Raw genomic sequence first — 18429 nt, forward strand, 5'->3', positions numbered from 1 at the left:
CATTGAGCAGTATGGCTATTTAACATCTATTAGCACGCTACCCTTTGGGCGCGTATTCCCTCCATCGGCAAGGATCCGCACTGCGGCGGTGCGCGCGCATGAGGTTTCTTTGCTTATGAGAATGTTTATCAATAGAATCGCACGCTCCGCCTTTGCCTTGATTGGCTCTCCATGAAAAAGCCCGCCCCCGTTCCCGCCCGCTATCGGCTGGGTGTGTTGTCCCGCTGCCTGGCCGCCAGCCTCGGTGGCTATGCGCTCACCACTGCCGCCAGTGCTTTCGTAGGCGCGGTATGGCCCAGCCCCCCGGCGCAGGCCGCAGCGGGTGCGATGATGCTGGGCCTGGTGATCTATGTGGCCGCAACCCTCTGGGTGTTCGCCTGCCGCAGCGCGGCCAGGGCGTGGTTTGGCATAGGCGCCGGTACGCTGGTACTCGCACTGGCGGACATCGCCTTGTACCGAATGGCAACCGCATGAGGGAAAACTTCCGGCAGGCAATGGCCTGGCTGCATACCTGGCTGGGGCTCACCTTCGGCTGGCTGCTGTTCGCGATGTTTCTCAGCGGTACGCTCAGCTATTTCAAGGACGAAGTTACCCACTGGGCGCAGCCGGAAGTGCCTGTGCGGGCGCTGGACACCCGTGCGGCGCTGGGGTATGCCCAGGCCTTCATGCAACAGGCGGCGCCTGGCGCCTCGAACTGGTACATCATGCCCCCCGACGAACGCCGCCCGGCGCTGGAAGTGATGTGGCAGGCGCCAGCGGAGCAGGGCGGGGCCTTCATCAGCAAATTGCTGGACCCAGCCACAGGGCAGTTACTGGCGGTTCGGGACAGCAAAGGCGGGGACTTTTTCTACCGCTTCCATTACGAACTCGAGCTCGGCTACCCGTTTGGGCGCTGGGTCGCGAGCTTTGCCGCGCTGGCGATGCTCGTTACCTTGGTGAGCGGCATCATTACCCACAAAAAGATCTTCAAGGAATTCTTCACCTTCCGCCCCGGCAAGGGGCAACGCTCCTGGCTTGACGGCCACAACGCCGTGGGCGTGCTGGCCCTCCCGTTTCACCTGATGATCACGTACAGCGGCCTGGTGATCTTCATGACGATGCTGCTGCCCGCCACCCTGTTCACTGTCTATAAAGGGGCGCCTGCCGCGTTTTATCAGGACGTGTTCCCTAACGCCTTCCCGGGGGCCGCATCCGGGCAGCCAGTGTCGGCGGCGCTGCTGCCCCGGCTGTATGACCAGGCGATGGCCGAGTGGCCTGGCGCACGCTTTGCCAGGGTAGAGGTACAAAACCCGGGCGACGGTGCCGCCCGCGTGGTGTTCTATCGACATCCCGGCGACCGCATCGCCTACGTACCGGGCGCCAGCCTGGCATTTGATGGCGTTACGGGGGCCCTGCTGGGCAGCAGCGTTGCCGACCAGGGCGCTTTGTTAGTGGCAGGTGGGTTCTATGGCCTGCACATGGGGCAGTTTGCCAATACGGCAGAGCGCTGGCTGTATTTCAGCTTCGGCCTGGGCAGCACCGCGATGATTGGTACCGGCCTGGTGCTGTGGCTAAGCAAACGGCAGCTCAAATACGCCCGGGAACCGAAGCTGCCGTTCGGCATGCGCTGCGTCGCCACGCTTAATCTGGCAAGCATGGCGGGGCTGGTGCTGGCCGTTGCGGCGTTCTTCTGCGCCAATCGCCTGCTTCCTGTTCAGCTGGGCGACCGTGCGGGCTGGGAGGTTCGGGTGTTCTTCCTTACCTGGCTCCTGACCTTGGCCCATGCTGTTCTGCGTCAGGGGCAGCAGCGGGGCTGGGTCGAACAGCTCAGCGCCGCGGCGGTAATGTTCGCGGCCTTGCCCGTGCTAGGAATTTTCTACACAGGCCGGGGGTTGGCCACTGCCGTTGCCGAGGGTGACTGGGCGACCGCCGGGGTTGACCTCACCTCTGTGCTGGTTGCAGTGCTGCTGGCGTGGCTGGCGCGCAAGGTTGCTCGCCGGGCGGCCGCCCAGGCCTCGCCGGTTCGGCCTGCGAGGGTAATGCCTTGATGCTGCTCGGGGCGTCGCTGTGCTACGCCGGGTTCAGCGCCTTGTGCCTGGCGATGGATCGCCACCATCAGGACCTGCTGGGCGCCAGGCCCCACCGCCGTCGGCAGTGGGTATTCAGAGTGGCCGGCGTGCTGTTGCTCAGCCTTGCACTGGGGCTGATGATTGCGGCCTCCGGCTGGGCCATGGGGCTGGTTCGCGCGCTGGGGCTGGCGATGGCGAGCGCCGGTGTGCTGGTAGCGTTGTTACCTTACTGGCCGCGCATGGCACTAGCGCTTGCCACCGGCGGGGTGCCGGCCGCACTAGTGTTCGGTGCCTATTGAAGCGTGGGCGTGCCCAACGCTGCGCGATAGGCCGCCGGGGCCACGCCAACTGCCTGGCTGAAGCGAGTACTGAAGTGGCTGGAGCTGGCAAAGCCGCACGCAAGGCTGATATCAGCGAGTAACCGGGTTCGGTCGGCCAGCAAGCGTCGGGCCATGGCAATGCGCCGCGCCAGCACGAAGCGATGAGGCGGCACGCCCAGGCTGAGGCGGAACATGCGGGCGAAATGGAATTCGGACAAGCAGCACACCGCGGCCAGCTCACCCAAGCTTAGCGGCGCCGAAAGGTTCGCTTCGATGTACTCGAGCACATGGCGGCGTTGCGCGGGCGCCAAACCCCCCTTGAATTCGAATACCTTGCGTGGCGCGATCTGCGTGTGCAGCGCATGGCCCAGCATTTCATGGGCAAGGCTGCTGGTGAGCAGGCGCTCGGCGGGCTCGTTCCAGTCCAGCGCTACCAGGCGGGCGAAACGGCGAGCCTGTTCGGCGTCATCCACGAAGGTTCGTTCGTTCAACACCAGGGCGCGGGGCTCGCGGTCGAACAAAGCGATGCACCCAAGGGCGAATTGCTCCTCGCTGAAATACAGATGTGCCAGGCGAATGGGCCCATTGATGATCCACGCCGAGTCGTGCCCGGCGGGCAATACGCAGAGCTTGCCGGGGGCGCCGTTACGCTGCGGGCGCTCGCGACGATGCGTGCCGGTGCCGCCGGCCAGGTAGCAAGAGAGCGTATGGTGCCCGGGGCCCTGGTAATGCCGCGCGTCGTTGCGGTTGTTCCACACCGCAGCCACCAGGCCGTCCCCCAGCCCGGCCCGCTGCTCCAGGCGCGCGTGCGGCGACTGGCGCAGTGCTTCGAATACCTCGATCTCGTGCAGGGCTTTCATGGGGCGCTCCTTCCGGGTGGTTCATCCTAACGCGGCTCGGCGTGTTTACCACCGGCGGGCCAATCAAAAGCGCAGGAATCTGAAAGCGCGTCTTCCAGTCACGCCCTCACACTGGCCGCCGGATTATGGAGGTGGTCATGACTATCGCGCTTTATCTGCTTACGGTGCTGATCTGGGGCACCACCTGGATCGCCCTCAAATTGCAACTGGGCGAGGTGGCCATTGCCGCGTCGATCGTTTACCGCTTCGCGCTCGCCGCAGTGGTTTTGTTCATCGTACTGCTGGCCAGCCGGCGATTGCAGCCCATGGGCCGGCGTGGCCACGGTTTGGCCGTTGCTCAAGGGCTATGCCTGTTCTGCCTGAATTTCGTGTGCTTCCTGCACGCCAGCCAATACATCGCCAGCGGGCTGGTGGCTGTAGTGTTTTCCACCTCCACGGTATGGAATGCGCTGAACGCCCGGCTGTGGTTTGGCCAGCGCATCAGCCCTCGTGTGATGGTCGGTGGCGCGCTGGGGCTGGCAGGGCTTGGGTTGCTGTTCTGGCCGGAGGTGGCCGGCCATGGCGCAGGCCAGCAGACACTGATGGGCGTGGGGCTGGCGCTGCTCGGTACGCTGTGTTTTTCGGCGGGCAATCTGCTCTCCACCCTTCATCAGAAGAACGGTATTCGGCCAGCGACCAGCAATGCCTGGGGGATGGGCTACGGGGCAATGATGCTGGCCGCCTGGTGCGTCGCCAGTGGTACGCCCTTTGGCTTCGACCTGGCACCCACGTATGTCGGGGCGTTGCTGTACCTGGCTATTCCCGGCTCGGTCATCGCCTTTACCGCCTACCTCACCTTGGTCGGTCGCCTGGGTGCGGAACGGGCGGCGTACTGCACGGTGCTGTTTCCGATCGTGGCCTTGAACGTATCCGCCGGATATGAAGGCTATACCTGGAGCGCACCGGCCCTGTTCGGGCTGGTGCTGGTGCTGGGTGGGAACGTACTGGTGTTCAGCAAGGGGAGGGTGGCCAAGCCAGCCGCCCCTACTCTTTCATACAGAACCTAGCCCTTGAACGTGTCAGGGTTCACCAGGTCCGTAGGGCGCTGGCCCTTGAGCGCGGCGGTGAGGTTCATCATTGCCCGCTCCGCCATGGCGGCACGGGTTTCGCCGGTGGCCGAGCCGATATGGGGCAGCGTGACAACGTTCTTCAAGGCGAACAATGGCGACTCCGCCAGGGGCTCGCGCTCGTACACGTCCAACCCGGCGCCGCGGATGGTTCCATTCTGCAAGGCTTCGATCAGGGCGGGTTCGTCCACCACCGGGCCGCGGGCGATGTTGATCAAAAAAGCAGTCTTCTTCATCAGCCCCAGTTCGCGATGGCTGATCAGGTGGCGGGTTTTTTCGCTCAACGGCACCACCAGGCACACGAAATCGGCCTTGGCGAGCAGGTCGTCAAGCTCGCAGAAGGTTGCACCCAGTTCCGCTTCCAGGGCGGGCTTGCGGCTGTTGCCGCTGTACAGCACCGGCATGTTGAAGCCCAGGCGGCCCCGCCGTGCGATGGCTGCGCCGATATTGCCCAGGCCGACGATGCCCAGCGTCTTGCCATGCACGTCACTGCCGAATAGGTCGGGGCCAACGGTGGCTTTCCACTGGCCGGCCTTGGTCCAGGCGTCCAGTTCCGCCGTGCGGCGCGCGCTGGCCATGATCAACGAAAAGCCCAGGTCGGCCGTGCTTTCGGTCAGGACGTCGGGGGTATTGGTGAGCTGAATGCCGCGGCCTGTCAGGTACCCCACGTCGTAGTTGTCGTAACCTACCGACACGCTGGAAATCACTTCCAGCTGTGTGGCGTTCTTGAGTTGAGCTTCACCCAACTGCCGGCCCGCACCGATCAGGCCGTGGGCCCTGGGCAGCGCTTCGTTGAACTGTGCCGACACATCACCTTGTTTCGGGTTGGGCACGATCACGTCGAAATCCTGTTCCAGGCGTTCGACCATTTGCGGGGTGATGCGGCTGAAAGCGAGTACGGTCTTTCTCATCGGGCACGGTTTCCGGTTGTCTGGAGGGTGGAAGCTACAAGCTGCACGCCTCAAGCTGCAAGCGGTGCGCGGTGAACCCGCTTGCAGCTTGAAACGTACAGCTTGCGGCTTGTGGCTTACAGCTTGCCGCTCAAGACCTGCTCGTGGTTGCGCAGGTCGGCGTCCTGGGCGGCGAGGATTTCTGGCAGTGAGCCGCGCAAGTATTCGACCCAGGTCTTGATCTTCGCGTCCAGGTACTGGCGCGAGGGGTAGATGGCATACAGGTTGAGTTCTTGCAGGCGGTACTCAGGCATCATCCGCACCAGCGTGCCGTTGCGCAGGCCTTCGATGGCCGCGTAGATCGGCAGCACGCCAACGCCCATGCCGCTGGAAATGGCGGTTTTCATGGCGTCGGCCGAGTTCACCTGGAAGGGCGCATTGGTGATGTTGATCATCTCCTGGCCTTCCGGGCCATCGAAGAACCATCGCTCCAATTGCACCACCGGGCTTACCAGGCGCAGGCAGGCATGGTTGCGCAGGTCGCCGGGGGTGCGCGCTACCCCATGGGTTTTCACATAGTCGGGGGATGCACACACGATGCTGTAGGTAATCCCCAGCCGTTGCGACACGAAGCCCGAGTCCGGCAGCTCGCTGGCCAGCACGATGGACACGTCATAGCCTTCGTCGAGCAGGTCTGGCACGCGGTTGGCCAAGGTGAGGTCGAAGGTCACGTCCGGATGGACCTTGCGGTACCGGGCAATGGCGTCGATCACGAAGTGCTGGCCGATCCCGGTCATGGTATGCACTTTCAATTGCCCGGCCGGGCGGGCGTGCGCATCGCTGGCCTCGGCTTCCGCTTCCTCTACGAAGGCCAGAATCTGCTCGCAACGCAGCAGGTAACGTTTGCCCGCCTCGGTCAGGGCGATACGCCGGGTAGTGCGGTTGAGCAGCCGGGTTTGCAAGTGTGCTTCGAGGTTGGAAATCGCGCGGGAAATGTTGGCAGTGGTGGTGTCCAGTTGCACGGCCGCCGCGGTGAAGCTGCCAGCTTCAGCCACGCAGGTGAAGGCGCGCATGTTTTGCAGGGTGTCCATGGCTCGCTCTCTGAATCAACGGGCAGATTGTCGCATGAAGTTACACAATCGCAACCCTCGCCCGGCTCAGCGAAAGAAGGTTTCATCCATCTTGCCTGCTTATCTTGTGGGATGCGGCGGTGCCGGCCATCCGGCGCTAGCTCGCGAATAAACGACCCTTCGCGCGCTAATGCCCGCTGCCTACAAGGGTCCGCTGCTGCCCTGGATTATCTCCAACCACGTAACAAAGAATCACCGCAAGTGCTGCTTATCGCTCGCTCACGCGCACCCTAGAATGGCCTCGCTCAGTACCCTGCCCAACCCCCTTCTTCGGAACCCGCCGCTGTGCCGCGTCGCTTTTCTCGTGCGCTTGAAGCACTCATCGCCTGTGCGTTTTCAACCTGTATAAGCGGCTGCGTTGGCACCGGTGGCATTGCCCCGAGCGCTACGGCGCCCGCGCCTGATCAGCTGGCTACCGACGAAGCGATACGCGCTGCGGCGACAGAGGCGCGCTGGCCGAGCGCGCAATGGTGGCAGGGCTTCGGTGATCCGCAATTGAATCAGTGGGTGGCGATGGCGGTTGAGGGCAGCCCCAGCCTGGCGGTGGCCTCCGCTCGATTGCGCCAGGCCCGCGCCGCCGCCGGCTTGGCCGAGGCACGCGAGGCGCCGCAGTTGAGTGCCGAGGGTGCCTTGCACCGTCGCAACTGGCCCACCGATGGCTTTTACGGGCCGGGCGACCTGGCCAATCAAACCACTTGGGACAACAACGCCGGGCTGAGCCTTAGCTACGACTTCGACCTGTGGGGCCGCGACCGCAATGCCAGCGAGCGAGCGCTGGACCTCGCCCATCAGGCCGCCGCCGAAGCACGGCAATCCCGCCTGGCGCTGACCCATGATGTTGTACGCGTGTATATCGGCCTGGCGCTGAGCTATGCCAGGCAGGACATTCTGCAGGCGACGTTGGCGCAGCAATCCCAGGTGTTGGACCTGGCTAACAAGCGTTTGCGGGCGGGGATCGGGACTCAGCTCGAAGTGAGCCAGGCGCAAACCGTGATTCCGGAAACTCACCGGCAACTGGACGAACTCGACGAGCAGATCGCCCAGGCCCGCAACCAGCTAGCCGCCTTGGCGGGAAAAGGCCCGGGAGCCGGCGCAAACTTGCAGCGGCCCCGCTTGCAGTTGGCCGCGCCCCTTGGCTTGCCCAGTGGCTTGCCTGCGCAATTGCTGGGGCAACGCCCGGACGTGGTTGCCAGCCGCTGGCAAGTGGCGGCACAGGCGCGCGGGATCGACGTGGCACACGCAGGCTTCTATCCGAACGTGAACCTCAGCGCCAGCCTCGCCTATATGACCACTGGCGGCGGCATGCTGGAATTTCTCACCGGCAACAAGCTGGGTTACAGCGTGGGGCCTGCGTTCAGCTTGCCGATCTTCGATGGCGGGCGCCTGCGCGCCGAGCTGGGCGAAGCGGCGGCGGGCTATGACCTGGCCGTGGCGCAATACAAGCAGGTGCTGGCCGATGCGTTGCGGGACGTTTCTGATCAGCTGATTCGTGGTGAATCACTCACGCATCAGGCGGCGTTCGCCGATGAGTCGGTCAACAATGCCCAGCGCGCCTATGACCTGGCACGGGTGGGCTGGCAGCGCGGGCTTACCGGTTACCTCGACGTGCTCCAGGCGCAAACCGCACTGTTGCGCCAGCGAACCATCCAGCAGCAGGTTCAGGCCGCTCGCCTTGCAGCCCAGGCCGACCTGATCACCGCCTTGGGAGGCGGTTTGGAGGCCGGCCGGGATACTCCCGCCGACGGCCGCCTGAACCCGCCTGCCACGCCCGCCGTGCTTACGCGGCTTGATACCGTGCGTGGTGCGGTGCAGCCATGACCACAGCGCGCATGCCGCTGGGCGAACAGTTGCGCCGCGGTTGGCTGGAATGGGCACGCAGCGATGGCGTGACCTGGGTGTTCATCTTCAAGGTATTGCTGGCGGCGTTTGTCACGCTATGGCTGGCCATGCGCCTGGAATTCCCCCAACCGCGCACGGCCATGATCACGGTGTTTATCGTGATGCAGCCGCAAAGCGGGCAGGTATTCGCCAAAAGCTTTTACCGGCTGCTGGGCACCCTGGCCGGCGCTGTGGTGACCGTAGTGCTGATTGCGTTGTTTCCTCAGAATACCGAGCTATTCCTGCCCAGCCTGGCGCTGTGGGTAGGGCTGTGCTCGGCCGGCGCTGTGCGCCAGCGCAATTTCCGCGGTTATGGCTTTGTATTGGCTGGCTACACCGCCGCGATGATCGGCCTGCCGGTGCTGGCCCATCCCGAGGGGGCATTTTTCGCTGCGGCCTGGCGGGTATTGGAGATCTGCCTCGGTCTGTTGGTGGCTACCAGCGTGAGCGCCGCGGTATTGCCCCAATCGGCCAGTGCGGCCATGCGCAACGCCCTGTATCAACGCTTCGGCGTATTCGCAGCCGTGGTGGTGGACGGTTTGCGCGGGGTGGCCACCGCCCAGGGGCTTGAAGCCAGCAACGTGCGCTTCCTCGCCGAGGCCGTGGGGTTGGAGGGGCTGCGCAGCGCCACGGCGTTCGAAGACCCGCACATGCGCCGGCGCAGCGGCCGCGTGAGCCGGCTCAACAGCGAATTCATGGCCCTGACCACCCGCTTCAATGCGCTGCACCAGCTGCTTGCCCGCACCCGCGATAACGGCCAGGTGCGCCACTTCATCACGCCGGGGCTGGAGCGTTTCGCCGCGTGCCTCGCCCCGTTCAGTGGCCGGCCGCTGACCGTGGACGATGCCAGTCGCTTGGCGGTCGCACTGGAAAACCATCAGGATGGCTTCGCCGAACAGGTACGCACACTGCGCGCGGGCTTTCTTGAAACCAACCCCAGCGAAGCTGACCTGCTGGACTTCCACACCGCGTTCGAATTGCTGTTCCGCTTTGCCGATACCCTTCACGGCTACGCCTTGACCCATGCCTCGCTGGCGTCCCATCGGCATGAGCGCGAACAATGGGACCAGCCCTATGCAACGCACACGTCCTGGCTGGCTTCGCTGGCGGCGGGGTTCCGCGGCGCACTGGTGCTGGTGGGGTTGGGCAGTTACTGGATCGCCACCGCCTGGCCCAGCGGCGGCACCATGACGCTGGTAGCGGCAGCCACGGTAGGCCTGTCGGCGGCTACGCCAAACCCGCGAAGGATGTCGTTTCAGATGGCCTGCGGCACCTTGCTCGGCGCCTGCACAGGCTTTGTCGAGCACTTCTTCATTTACCCGCACATCGATGGGTTCCCGCTGTTGTGCCTGGTGCTGGCCCCGGTATTCGCCTTCGGTGCGTTTCTCGCCTCACGCCCACCCTTGGCAGGGTATGGCCTGGGGCTGCTGATTTTCTTCTCGATCGGCTCGGTGCCCGACAACCTGACCGTGTACAACCCCTACGGCTTTATCAACGACTACATCGCCATGGTGATCGGCATGCTGATCTGCGCCGCCGCGGGCGCGATCATTCTGCCGCCCAATGCCGGCTGGATGTGGCGCCGGCTCGAATCCGAGCTGCGGCGCCTGATGGTGTTTGCGGTCAGTGGCGAGTCGCGGCGGTTGGCGAGCAGCTTCGAAAGCCGCGCGCGGGACATCGTGCACCATGCTTACGGCCTTGCTGCTGCCCAGCCGCGGGTACAGCGCGATCTGATGCGCTGGATGCTGCTGGTGCTGGAAATAGGCCATGCAGTAATCGAGATTCGCCGGGAGCAGGATGACCTGTTCGTGCACCCCGCTTACGCCGAGAGCCAGCCGTGGCGGCAGGCGATCCGCGCCATGGGGCGGGCCTTGATCCGGTTGTTCATCCAGCCGGTGGCCGCGAACCGCGAGCGCGCGCTGGCGGCGGTGGACCAGGCCATCGGTAGCGTGCGCGAGGCAGATGAGCCCTTCGCCCGGCATTTCGATACCTCGGTGCTGCGGCGTGTGCAGAGCTACCTGCACTTCATTCGCAGCAGCCTGCTTGATCCCCGTTCACCGCTGGCCGAGCTGCCAGCTTCGTCAGGAACCGCCCATGCCGCGTGAAATAGCTTTCCATGGCGTGTACATGCCCGTGTTGACCGTGCTGTTGCTGCTGGCGATGGGCCTGGCCTGGGTGCTGGACCGCGTGCTTGCCAGCCTGGACATGTACCGCTGGTTCTGGCACCCCGCATTGCTGCGCCTGAGCCTGTTCTTTTGTATTTTCGGCGCGCTCGCGCTAACCGTTTACCGTTGAGATCGACGTGATGAAAAAGCTGTTCAGCCTGGTTGGCACCTTGGTCGTATTCGGCGTGGCCGTGTTCCTCGGGCGCCTGCTGTGGGTCGACTACATGGACACCCCCTGGACCCGTGACGGCCGCGTACGGGCGGACATCATCAATGTGGCCGCCGATGTGTCCGGCTATGTGGTCGCGGTGCCGGTGAAAGACAACCAGCGTGTGCGCAAGGGCGACCTGCTGATCCAGGTCGACCCGGCGCATTATCAGGTGGCGGTGGACCAGGCCAAGGCATTGGTGGCCGCCCGCAAGGCCACCTGGGACATGCGCAAGCTCAACGCCCGCCGCCGTGCCGACCTTGACGCCATGGTGATTTCCAAGGAGAACCAGGAAGACGCCGGCAGCATCGCCGACGCCGCCCAGGCGCAATACCAGCAAGCCCAGGCCGCGCTGGCGGCGGCCGAGCTGAACCTGGCGCGCACCCGAGTGGTCGCCCAGGTCGATGGTTACGTGACCAACCTGAATGTGCATGCGGGGGATTACGCCCGTGCGGGGGAGGCCAAGATGGCTGTGGTGGATGAGCACTCGTTCTGGGTGTATGGCTTCTTCGAAGAAACCAAGCTGCCCCATGTTCACGTCGGCGACGCCGCCGAGATGCAAATGATGAGCGGCGAAACCCTCAAAGGGCATGTGGAGAGCATTGCCCGCGGGATCTACGACCGCGACAACCCTGAGAGCCGCGAATTGCTCGCCGACGTGAACCCCACCTTCAACTGGGTGCGCCTGGCCCAGCGCGTGCCGGTGCGCATCCACCTGGATGAAGTACCTGACGGCATGCTGCTGGCGGCGGGCACGACCTGTACTGTTCTCATCCATTGATCGCGGTGTTTCGCGAGCTACGCCTGCGGCGGGTTGAGCCTTGTTCGCGGGCTTTGCCCACTCCTGCAGGGGCAGTACAGGTCAAGAGCCTTTTTACAACGGATTGCGCTTCGCCAAGCCGAACGCCCGCCGCAACCCCCATTCCAGCAGCGCCTTGGGCACCAGCGCCGCCAGCAGCGGCAGCGTTCGGCTGCCGCGGCCTACCCTTAACAGGCGCGGTGGGGCAGGGCGGGCCAAGGCATGGGTGATGCGTGCGGCCACTTCGGAGGCCGGGGTAGGATGGTTCTGTGACGCGCGGGCCCGGTGGCGGATGCCGTCACGCATGGGCCACCACGCCGAGCCTTCGGCGATCACTTGTTCCGCCGCCGCGCTGGCGTTATTGGCGAAGCGGGTAGCGATGGCTCCCGGCTGAACCTCCATCACCCGCACCCCGAACGGCGCCAGCTCCATGCGCAATGCATCGCTCAGTGCATGCACCGCCGCCTTGGACGCGCAATAGGCACCGGCGAAGGGCGTAACCATTACGCCAGACACACTGCCGATGTTCACCACCACGCCGCGGCTCTGCCGAAGCAGCGGGAACAGCGCTCGCGTCACGCCCACCAGGCCCACCACATTGGCATCGAACTGGCGCCTCAACAGCGCATCGCCTTGATCGAGCAACGGGCCCATGGCGCCATAGCCCGCATTGTTGACCAGCACATCAAGCCCCTGGCCTTCGGCGGTCAGCAGCGCAGCAAGGGCCTGACATTGTTGTTCGTCCGTCACGTCCAGTACCTGCGCCGAGAAGCCCGCCGCAGCCAGCTGGGCAACATCTGCCGGCTGGCGGGCGGTGGCCCATACGTGATGGCCGGCCGCGCGCAGGGCGTGAGCCAGCGCCAGGCCAATGCCGCTCGAGCAACCGGTGATCAAAGAAACAGGCATGGGCGCCTCCCGTGAATGGAAGCGGCCATGCTAGCCAAGGAAGGGGCCTGGCGAAACCGCCAGGCCGTGCGATTACAGGTGGGATTCGGCGTATTCGGCGAGGATCGAGCGCGGCACGCCTTGCAGGGTGATGTGCACGCCGTGGGGGAAGTCCTTGAAACGTTCGGTCAGGTAGGTCAGGCCCGAACTCGTCGCGGACAGGTATGGGGTGTCGATCTGCGCCAGGTTGCCCAGGCAGACCACCTTGGACCCTGCGCCAGCACGCGTGATGATGGTTTTCATCTGGTGCGGCGTGAGGTTCTGGCATTCGTCGATCAGGATCAGGCTCTGCTGGAAACTGCGGCCGCGGATGTAGTTCAGGGATTTGAACTGCAGCGGCACCTTGCTCAGGATGTAGTCCACGCTGCCATGAGTGTTTTCGTCGTCCATATGCAAGGCTTCAAGGTTGTCGGTGATGGCGCCCAGCCATGGCTCCATCTTCTCGGCTTCGGTGCCCGGCAAAAAGCCGATCTCCTGGTCCAGCCCCTGTACGCTGCGGGTGGCGATGATGCGCCGGTAGCGCTTGCTCACCATGGTCTGCTCGATCGCTGCGGCGAGGGCAAGAATCGTTTTGCCCGAGCCTGCCGCGCCAGAGAGGTTGACCAGGTGAATGTCCGGGTCGAGTAGCGCGAATAGCGCCAGCGCCTGGTGGATGTCCCTGGGCTTGAGGCCCCAGGCTTCCTGGTGCAGCAGCGGCTCCTGATGCATGTCCAGGATCATCAGTTCGTCCTGGCGCACTGCCTTGATCCAGCCAACAAACCCCTGCTCATCGATGATGAACTCGTTGACATGCGCGGAGGGCAATACTTCGGCCAACTGCACCCGGTGCCAGGTACGGCCATGGTCCTGGCGCGTGTCCACTTTCTGAACACGGTCCCAGAAGGAACCCGAAACGGTGTGATAACCCCGTGATAGCAGCGAAACGTCGTCTACCAGCTGATCGGTGCTGTAATCTTCGGCGGCAATTCCGCAGGCGCGGGCCTTGAGCCGCATGTTGATGTCTTTGGTCACCAGCACCACGTCCAGCTGAGGGCGCCGCGCATGCAGGTCGATCAACTGGTTGATGATGACGTTGTCGTTCAAGTGATCCGGCAGCGGGCTCTCCAGTGCGCCGCGTTTGTTCATCAGAATGGACAGATAACCCTTGGGATCGCCTTTTCCGCGCTGGATCGGCACCCCTTGCTCGACATCCTGCGGCGAGGCCTCGCCCAGCACCTTGTCGATCAAGCGGATAGCCTGCCGGCATTCGGCGGCCACCGAGTGCTTGCCATCCTTGAGCTTGTCCAGCTCCTCGAGCACGGTCATCGGGATGGCTACGTGGTGTTCCTGGAAATTGAGCAGTGCGTTGGGATCGTGGATCAGGACGTTGGTGTCCAGCACATACAGGATGGGCTGGTGGGTGGAGAGAGTGCGTCCTTGTTCATCCATACTCGGTCACCTTTCGTGGGAGCCAGTCGACGCAATACCCATGCGGTGCTGCGCCTCGAACGGCCGCCGTTACTCCAATGGGAGGCCTGGCGACAAAAAGCGGGGCGGGTGTGGACGCCACCTGTGTCGGCAGGGTTCGGCGGTCTGTTTCTTAGTACTCCAAAACCTGTGACCGAACAAAGCCTTTTGAACGATGTTTCATGTTTATTTTTCGGTATGACGAATAGCGCTTGGCGCGCATGAGCCACCCCGTTACAGTCCGAAGTCAACCGGCCTTGGCTGACCCGCCGCTTCGCTTGGGGCTATAAGCTCCAAGCTCCAAGCTCCAAGCTCCAAGACGCCGCCGAACCGCTTTCCCCTAGCAGCTTGCAGCTGCCGCTCAGGGGTAATCCCGACAATCCTCCCACGCAATCCCGCTCTGTGCCGTCGCGGCCAGCAGCGCCGGCACGGCGGTACGCGCTTTGAGCTGGGCATCGTGGAACAGGATGATCCCTTTTCGCCATAGCAGCATCAGGGTCAGCACGCGATCGCCGCTGTCCTCGGCGCTGAGTTGAGTGTTGCTGTCCTGAGAGTCGATGTCCCAGAGCACCACGTCCAGCTGCTGGCTTTCGAAGAATTCGCCACTGTCTGGCCGGCGCTGCCCATAAGGAGGGCGGAATTGCGGTACATAGCTTTCCGGCAGCTGGCTCTGCACCAGCGCCACGCTGCGCAGTACCGAGTCTTGCCAGTCCAGCCATTGGCTATGAGAGCGGTATTGCCAGCCCTCCACCCCCACGCACTGATCGCGGTATAGCGCTTCAAGCTCCTCGGCTGGGGCGCTTTGCCGGCGCAACTGCACACTGTTGCCCAGTACGAAGAAGGTCGCGTTCATTTTCTGCCGGCGCAGGAAGTCTGCAATCCAGTCCGTGTTGCCCTCCGCCGGGCTGGGGCCTCCATCGAACGACAGCAGGAACACCCGGTCTTCCAGTTCATCGCCGTTATGCTCGGCCTTGGAGAACTTCACCACCTCGCTGCTGATTTCCGGCAGCAGCGCCGCCATGTGCAGTTGCTCGTCCAGGTAGGCCCGGCTGAAGGCGCGGCCGGGCTCGGCCCAGGGCGCATAAAAGGAGTCGGACTCCACCTTGAACTGGCCCGCCTGCGCCTTGAGGTCGTCCAGGTTGTCTACGGCGTAACAGAACGAGGCGTCCTCGGCGCAGCTTTGCTGAGCATGGTCGAAGTTGGCCCAAAGCCGCTGCCACCAGCGCTCGCGCAGCGCGTTGATCGCTGCCATGTTGATCTGATGCAACCCAAGGCGGTCAGCCAGCGAGGTTTCATCCAAGGCTTCGCTGGCCAGTAGCTCGCGCGAGAAGCTCAGGATCTGCGCCCGGGATGCCACATCAAACAGCGCAGGCGTACTCAGCGCTTCTGGCCACTGGCTACGGTCCATCAAGGCCACCTCGGCGGGCGCGGCCTGCGCGGCGAAGGGGGTGAACGGCAGGGCAAAGGCGAGCATCAATGGGAGCAGGCGCAACGAAAGTCCTCCATGAGCAGTATGCGCGCATGATAGCCACCCACCTGGCCGCTGGCGAATCAATCACGGAGATAGCCACAACAGTATTGAAGCAAGACCGTTAACGCGCCAAGCTCGCTCCTTTTTTCTGGAGCGCCCTTTATGTTGTTGGTGATCTCGCCTGCAAAGACCCTCGACTACGAAAGCCCCTTGCCAACCCACCGGCATACCCAGCCCGCCTTTATCGAACATTCGAAAGAATTGATCACTGGGCTGCGCGAGCTATCACCCGCCCAGTTAAGTGAGTTGATGGGCATCTCGGACAAGCTCGCAGGCCTCAACGCAGCGCGCTTTGGCAGCTGGTCGCCCACGTTTACCCCTGAAAACGCGCGACCGGCCATGCTCGCTTTTAAAGGTGACGTTTATACAGGCTTGCAGGCCGAGGACTTTTCCGAAGCGGATTTCGACTATGCCCAGCAGCACCTGCGAATGCTCTCGGGCCTCTACGGCCTGTTGCGACCGCTGGACCTCATGCAGCCCTACCGGTTGGAAATGGGTACGGCTTTCAAGAACGCGCGCGGCAAAGACCTCTACGCCTTCTGGGGAGACCGGATCAGCGAATGGCTGAACCTGGCACTCAAAGCGCAGGGTGATGACGTGTTGGTCAACCTCGCGTCGAAGGAGTACTTCTCTGCCGTGAAGCGGCCAGCGTTGAAAGCGCGGGTGATCGACTGCGAGTTTCGAGATTTCAAGAACGGCGAGTACAAGATCATCAGCTTTCACGCCAAGAAAGCGCGGGGCCTGATGGCGCGTTACGTCATCCGCAATCGCCTGGAGCACCCCGAGGCGATGAGAGGGTTCGATGAAGCCGGTTACCGCTATGCGCCCGAACGTTCGAGTGCCAATAATCTGGTTTTCTTGCGTGATAGCTAAACTGTGATCGCAGTCACACTGAGCATTTGCCCTCTTTGGGTGACGTTTTCCGGGCTTGCAGCTCGTGCAAGCTGCAAGTTGACGGAAGTCCGGCGTCAAATACCGGTCAAAGTGCTGGAGTCAAACCGACGCTAGTGTCTCCTACCTTGAAAAAAGTCCAAAAAAGCCAAATTTTTTTTGGGTGCTGGCGCTTTGGGTTTTTGGCATCTCAAGCCCTTGATTTCAAAGGGAAAAGACAGGAATTTGTGGCGTTGTGCCACTACGATTTGTAGGAAAAATCCACTGGAAAATTGTATGAGCGGTGCTAGCGCTCAGGAACTTCCCGGGGTATCTGTAGCTCATACGACGCGTACTGAATCACTCAGCGTGTGAGAGATGACGTACACGGCAGGAGATCGAAGCGGCTGGATGTAGTGATCCAGGCGTGTGACTCGAAGGGAACTGCGAAGGCAGCCCGAAAGTTAATCTCAGGAGAGAACGCACCATAACTACCCTCAGCGCAAGGCCAGTTCCGAGTTTGCATCGCAAACTCATGCATGCGGCTTAATGCTTGATTCGCAAGGCATAACAATACCCCGCGAAGGCAAGTAGCGAAAGTAAGTGAGCCGTTTTGTCATAAAGGCTGGCTACATTCCAGGGCGGACCTGAAAAACAGGGTTCTTTATGCCCTTGTTGAGTGCACATTCTGGGGCACTCGGACTTATTATGCCTGCATTAGGTTGTGCGACAGTCGGAATGACACATTTAGTTGTCACGCATCCGAGTGCCCGAATACTGCTGGTTAATTAACCCCCAGTCTGGCTCCTGAGTGAGCTGGCGTGATAAACACATGAGGTGAAGCGATGCGTATCAGCATCTTTGGTTTGGGCTATGTTGGCGCGGTATGTGCGGGTTGCTTGACAGCTCGTGGTCACGACGTGGTTGGGGTTGACGTTTCGCAAGTCAAGATCGATCTGATCAACGACGGCAAGTCCCCGATCGTCGAGCCTGGCCTGGAAGAACTCCTTGCCAGCGCAGTGAGCAAAGGCAAGTTGAGCGGTACCACAGACTTCGCTAAAGCGGTCCGCGAGACCAATGTTTCGATGCTGTGCGTACCTACGCCAAGCAAAAAGAACGGCGACCTGGAACTCAATTACATTGAAGCCGTGTGCAAGAGCATCGGTGAAGTGCTGAAAGAGAAATCCGAGCGCCACACCGTGGTCGTGCGCAGCACCGTGCTGCCAGGCACCGTGAAGAACGTGGTCATTCCTACTCTGGAACAATACTCTGGCAAAAAAGCTGGCGTAGACTTCGGCGTAGCAGTGAACCCTGAGTTCCTGCGTGAAAGTACCGCTATCAAGGACTACGACCACCCGCCCATGACCGTTATCGGCGAGTTCGATAAACAGTCCGGCGACGTGCTGCAAGGCCTGTACGAAGAGCTCGACGCTCCGATCATCCGCAAGCCGGTCGAAGTGGCCGAAATGATCAAGTACACCTGCAACGTATGGCACGCGGCCAAGGTCACCTTCGCCAACGAAATTGGCAACATTGCCAAGGCGTGCGGCGTAGACGGCCGTGAAGTGATGGACGTGGTCTGCCAGGACCACGTACTGAACCTGTCCGCCTACTACATGCGCCCAGGCTTCGCCTTCGGCGGCTCCTGCCTGCCCAAGGACGTTCGTGCACTGACCTACCGCGCTGGCGCCCTGGACGTGAATACCCCATTGCTGAACTCGCTGATGGCGAGCAACGAGCAACAGGTTCAGAACGCCTTCGACGTGATCAGCGGCTACGGCAAGCGCAAGATTGCCCTGCTGGGCCTGAGCTTCAAGTCCGGCACCGACGACCTGCGTGAAAGCCCGCTGGTAGAGCTGGCCGAGCGCCTGATCGGCAAAGGCTTCGAGCTGAGCATCTACGACAAGAACGTAGAGCACGCTCGCATCCTGGGCGCGAACAAGGAATACATCGAGTCCAAGATCCCTCACGTGTCGTCCCTGCTCCAGTCTGACTTCAACGCCGTTGTGAACGGCGCTGAAGTACTGATCCTGGGTAACGGCGACAAGGCCTTCGGCGAGTTGCTGCAAAACCCGCCAGCTGGCAAGCAAGTATTCGACCTGGTCGGCTTCCTGAAAAAAGAAGCGACCGACTCGAACACGAACTACGAAGGTATCTGCTGGTAACAGCCGTGACCGCGGTGGGCCGCCGGCCCCCGCGGTTCTTTACGCCTGCCTTAACACTTTCGAACGCC

The 18429-nt window shown here is 62.6% G+C and carries 16 protein-coding genes; 10 read left to right on the forward strand and 6 right to left on the reverse strand.

Annotated features, from left to right (window positions below):
* Positions 1–171: 171 nt before the first annotated feature.
* The 3 genes from AC3Z8Y_RS03540 to AC3Z8Y_RS03550 are packed head-to-tail and all read left to right on the forward strand — an operon-like array spanning position 172 to position 2347.
* Positions 172–474, forward strand: a complete 303-nt coding sequence (locus tag AC3Z8Y_RS03540; RefSeq protein WP_490088483.1) for a DUF3649 domain-containing protein — start codon at positions 172–174, stop codon at positions 472–474.
* The gene (locus AC3Z8Y_RS03545; protein WP_490088484.1) at positions 471–2027 is read left to right on the forward strand and encodes a PepSY-associated TM helix domain-containing protein; all 1557 of its coding nucleotides are present in this window, start codon (positions 471–473) and stop codon (positions 2025–2027) included. Before AC3Z8Y_RS03540 ends, AC3Z8Y_RS03545 begins: the two co-directional genes overlap by 4 nt.
* Positions 2027–2347, forward strand: a complete 321-nt coding sequence (locus tag AC3Z8Y_RS03550; protein ID WP_490089920.1) for a DUF3325 domain-containing protein — start codon at positions 2027–2029, stop codon at positions 2345–2347. Before AC3Z8Y_RS03545 ends, AC3Z8Y_RS03550 begins: the two co-directional genes overlap by 1 nt.
* Here AC3Z8Y_RS03550 and AC3Z8Y_RS03555 read toward each other — a convergent pair.
* Positions 2341–3228, reverse strand: a complete 888-nt coding sequence (locus tag AC3Z8Y_RS03555) for a helix-turn-helix domain-containing protein (protein ID WP_490088485.1) — start codon at positions 3226–3228, stop codon at positions 2341–2343. The genes AC3Z8Y_RS03550 and AC3Z8Y_RS03555 overlap by 7 nt on opposite strands.
* Before the next feature lie 137 nt (positions 3229–3365).
* On the opposite strand from AC3Z8Y_RS03555, the gene AC3Z8Y_RS03560 reads away from it, so the two are divergent.
* Positions 3366–4274, forward strand: a complete 909-nt coding sequence (locus AC3Z8Y_RS03560) for a DMT family transporter (protein ID WP_490088486.1) — start codon at positions 3366–3368, stop codon at positions 4272–4274.
* On the opposite strand, the gene AC3Z8Y_RS03565 is transcribed toward AC3Z8Y_RS03560, so the two are convergent.
* Both AC3Z8Y_RS03565 and AC3Z8Y_RS03570 read right to left on the reverse strand, forming a co-directional pair.
* Entirely contained in the window at positions 4271–5245 is a 975-nt protein-coding gene (locus AC3Z8Y_RS03565; protein WP_490088487.1) for a 2-hydroxyacid dehydrogenase, read from the reverse strand. The two genes, AC3Z8Y_RS03560 and AC3Z8Y_RS03565, sit on opposite strands and share 4 nt — an antisense overlap.
* Positions 5246–5361: 116 nt before the next feature.
* The gene (locus AC3Z8Y_RS03570; protein WP_490088488.1) at positions 5362–6315 is read right to left on the reverse strand and encodes a LysR family transcriptional regulator; all 954 of its coding nucleotides are present in this window, start codon (positions 6313–6315) and stop codon (positions 5362–5364) included.
* A gap of 324 nt (positions 6316–6639) precedes the next feature.
* Here AC3Z8Y_RS03570 and AC3Z8Y_RS03575 point away from each other — a divergent pair, with 324 nt between their 5' ends.
* From AC3Z8Y_RS03575 to AC3Z8Y_RS03590, 4 genes are read left to right on the forward strand one after another with little or no spacing between them, the layout of a single operon-like run.
* A complete protein-coding gene (locus tag AC3Z8Y_RS03575) occupies positions 6640–8172 on the forward strand; it encodes an efflux transporter outer membrane subunit (protein WP_490088489.1) in 1533 nt (510 codons plus the stop codon).
* Positions 8169–10337, forward strand: coding sequence for an FUSC family protein (locus tag AC3Z8Y_RS03580; protein WP_490088490.1), 2169 nt, complete (start codon positions 8169–8171; stop codon positions 10335–10337). The genes AC3Z8Y_RS03575 and AC3Z8Y_RS03580 overlap by 4 nt, the downstream gene beginning before the upstream one ends.
* A complete protein-coding gene (locus AC3Z8Y_RS03585) occupies positions 10327–10527 on the forward strand; it encodes a DUF1656 domain-containing protein (protein WP_490088491.1) in 201 nt (66 codons plus the stop codon). The genes AC3Z8Y_RS03580 and AC3Z8Y_RS03585 overlap by 11 nt, the downstream gene beginning before the upstream one ends.
* A 10-nt stretch (positions 10528–10537) precedes the next feature.
* Positions 10538–11386 carry an efflux RND transporter periplasmic adaptor subunit gene (locus AC3Z8Y_RS03590; protein WP_490088492.1) on the forward strand — a complete coding sequence of 283 codons (849 nt, stop codon included), beginning with the start codon at positions 10538–10540 and terminating at the stop codon, positions 11384–11386.
* A 93-nt stretch (positions 11387–11479) separates the two neighbouring features.
* On the opposite strand, the gene AC3Z8Y_RS03595 is transcribed toward AC3Z8Y_RS03590, so the two are convergent.
* From AC3Z8Y_RS03595 to AC3Z8Y_RS03605, 3 genes are all read right to left on the reverse strand, one after another.
* Positions 11480–12310 carry an SDR family oxidoreductase gene (locus tag AC3Z8Y_RS03595; protein ID WP_490088493.1) on the reverse strand — a complete coding sequence of 277 codons (831 nt, stop codon included), beginning with the start codon at positions 12308–12310 and terminating at the stop codon, positions 11480–11482.
* 72 nt (positions 12311–12382) lie between these two features.
* Complete coding sequence (locus AC3Z8Y_RS03600) at positions 12383–13777, reverse strand: PhoH family protein (RefSeq protein WP_490088494.1); 1395 nt, start codon at positions 13775–13777, stop codon at positions 12383–12385.
* Positions 13778–14156: 379 nt separating this feature from the next.
* Positions 14157–15269 carry a polysaccharide deacetylase family protein gene (locus tag AC3Z8Y_RS03605; protein ID WP_490089921.1) on the reverse strand — a complete coding sequence of 371 codons (1113 nt, stop codon included), beginning with the start codon at positions 15267–15269 and terminating at the stop codon, positions 14157–14159.
* Positions 15270–15428: 159 nt separating this feature from the next.
* Between AC3Z8Y_RS03605 and yaaA the strand changes: the two genes are divergently transcribed.
* Together yaaA and AC3Z8Y_RS03615 are read left to right on the forward strand one after the other, a co-directional pair.
* Entirely contained in the window at positions 15429–16199 is a 771-nt protein-coding gene (yaaA, locus tag AC3Z8Y_RS03610; protein WP_490088495.1) for a peroxide stress protein YaaA, read from the forward strand.
* Positions 16200–17041: 842 nt separating this feature from the next.
* Positions 17042–18361: a nucleotide sugar dehydrogenase gene (locus AC3Z8Y_RS03615; protein WP_490088496.1), complete on the forward strand. Its 1320-nt coding sequence runs from the start codon at positions 17042–17044 to the stop codon at positions 18359–18361.
* The last annotated feature ends 68 nt before the right edge of the window (positions 18362–18429 follow it).

The sequence above is a fragment of the Pseudomonas sp. 3MAES_34.3B genome (assembly GCF_058145875.1).

Coding starts and splice junctions, on each gene's coding strand:
- AC3Z8Y_RS03560 (WP_490088486.1), top strand. CDS start 3,366: ATGACTATCGCGCTTTATCTGCTTACGGTGCTGATCTGGGGCACCACC.
- AC3Z8Y_RS03615 (WP_490088496.1), top strand. CDS start 17,042: ATGCGTATCAGCATCTTTGGTTTGGGCTATGTTGGCGCGGTATGTGCG.
- AC3Z8Y_RS03555 (WP_490088485.1), bottom strand. CDS start 3,228: ATGAAAGCCCTGCACGAGATCGAGGTATTCGAAGCACTGCGCCAGTCG.
- AC3Z8Y_RS03585 (WP_490088491.1), top strand. CDS start 10,327: ATGCCGCGTGAAATAGCTTTCCATGGCGTGTACATGCCCGTGTTGACC.
- AC3Z8Y_RS03590 (WP_490088492.1), top strand. CDS start 10,538: ATGAAAAAGCTGTTCAGCCTGGTTGGCACCTTGGTCGTATTCGGCGTG.
- AC3Z8Y_RS03570 (WP_490088488.1), bottom strand. CDS start 6,315: ATGGACACCCTGCAAAACATGCGCGCCTTCACCTGCGTGGCTGAAGCT.
- AC3Z8Y_RS03600 (WP_490088494.1), bottom strand. CDS start 13,777: ATGGATGAACAAGGACGCACTCTCTCCACCCACCAGCCCATCCTGTAT.
- AC3Z8Y_RS03580 (WP_490088490.1), top strand. CDS start 8,169: ATGACCACAGCGCGCATGCCGCTGGGCGAACAGTTGCGCCGCGGTTGG.
- AC3Z8Y_RS03540 (WP_490088483.1), top strand. CDS start 172: ATGAAAAAGCCCGCCCCCGTTCCCGCCCGCTATCGGCTGGGTGTGTTG.
- AC3Z8Y_RS03605 (WP_490089921.1), bottom strand. CDS start 15,269: ATGCTCGCCTTTGCCCTGCCGTTCACCCCCTTCGCCGCGCAGGCCGCG.
- AC3Z8Y_RS03565 (WP_490088487.1), bottom strand. CDS start 5,245: ATGAGAAAGACCGTACTCGCTTTCAGCCGCATCACCCCGCAAATGGTC.
- AC3Z8Y_RS03545 (WP_490088484.1), top strand. CDS start 471: ATGAGGGAAAACTTCCGGCAGGCAATGGCCTGGCTGCATACCTGGCTG.
- AC3Z8Y_RS03550 (WP_490089920.1), top strand. CDS start 2,027: ATGCTGCTCGGGGCGTCGCTGTGCTACGCCGGGTTCAGCGCCTTGTGC.
- yaaA (WP_490088495.1), top strand. CDS start 15,429: ATGTTGTTGGTGATCTCGCCTGCAAAGACCCTCGACTACGAAAGCCCC.
- AC3Z8Y_RS03595 (WP_490088493.1), bottom strand. CDS start 12,310: ATGCCTGTTTCTTTGATCACCGGTTGCTCGAGCGGCATTGGCCTGGCG.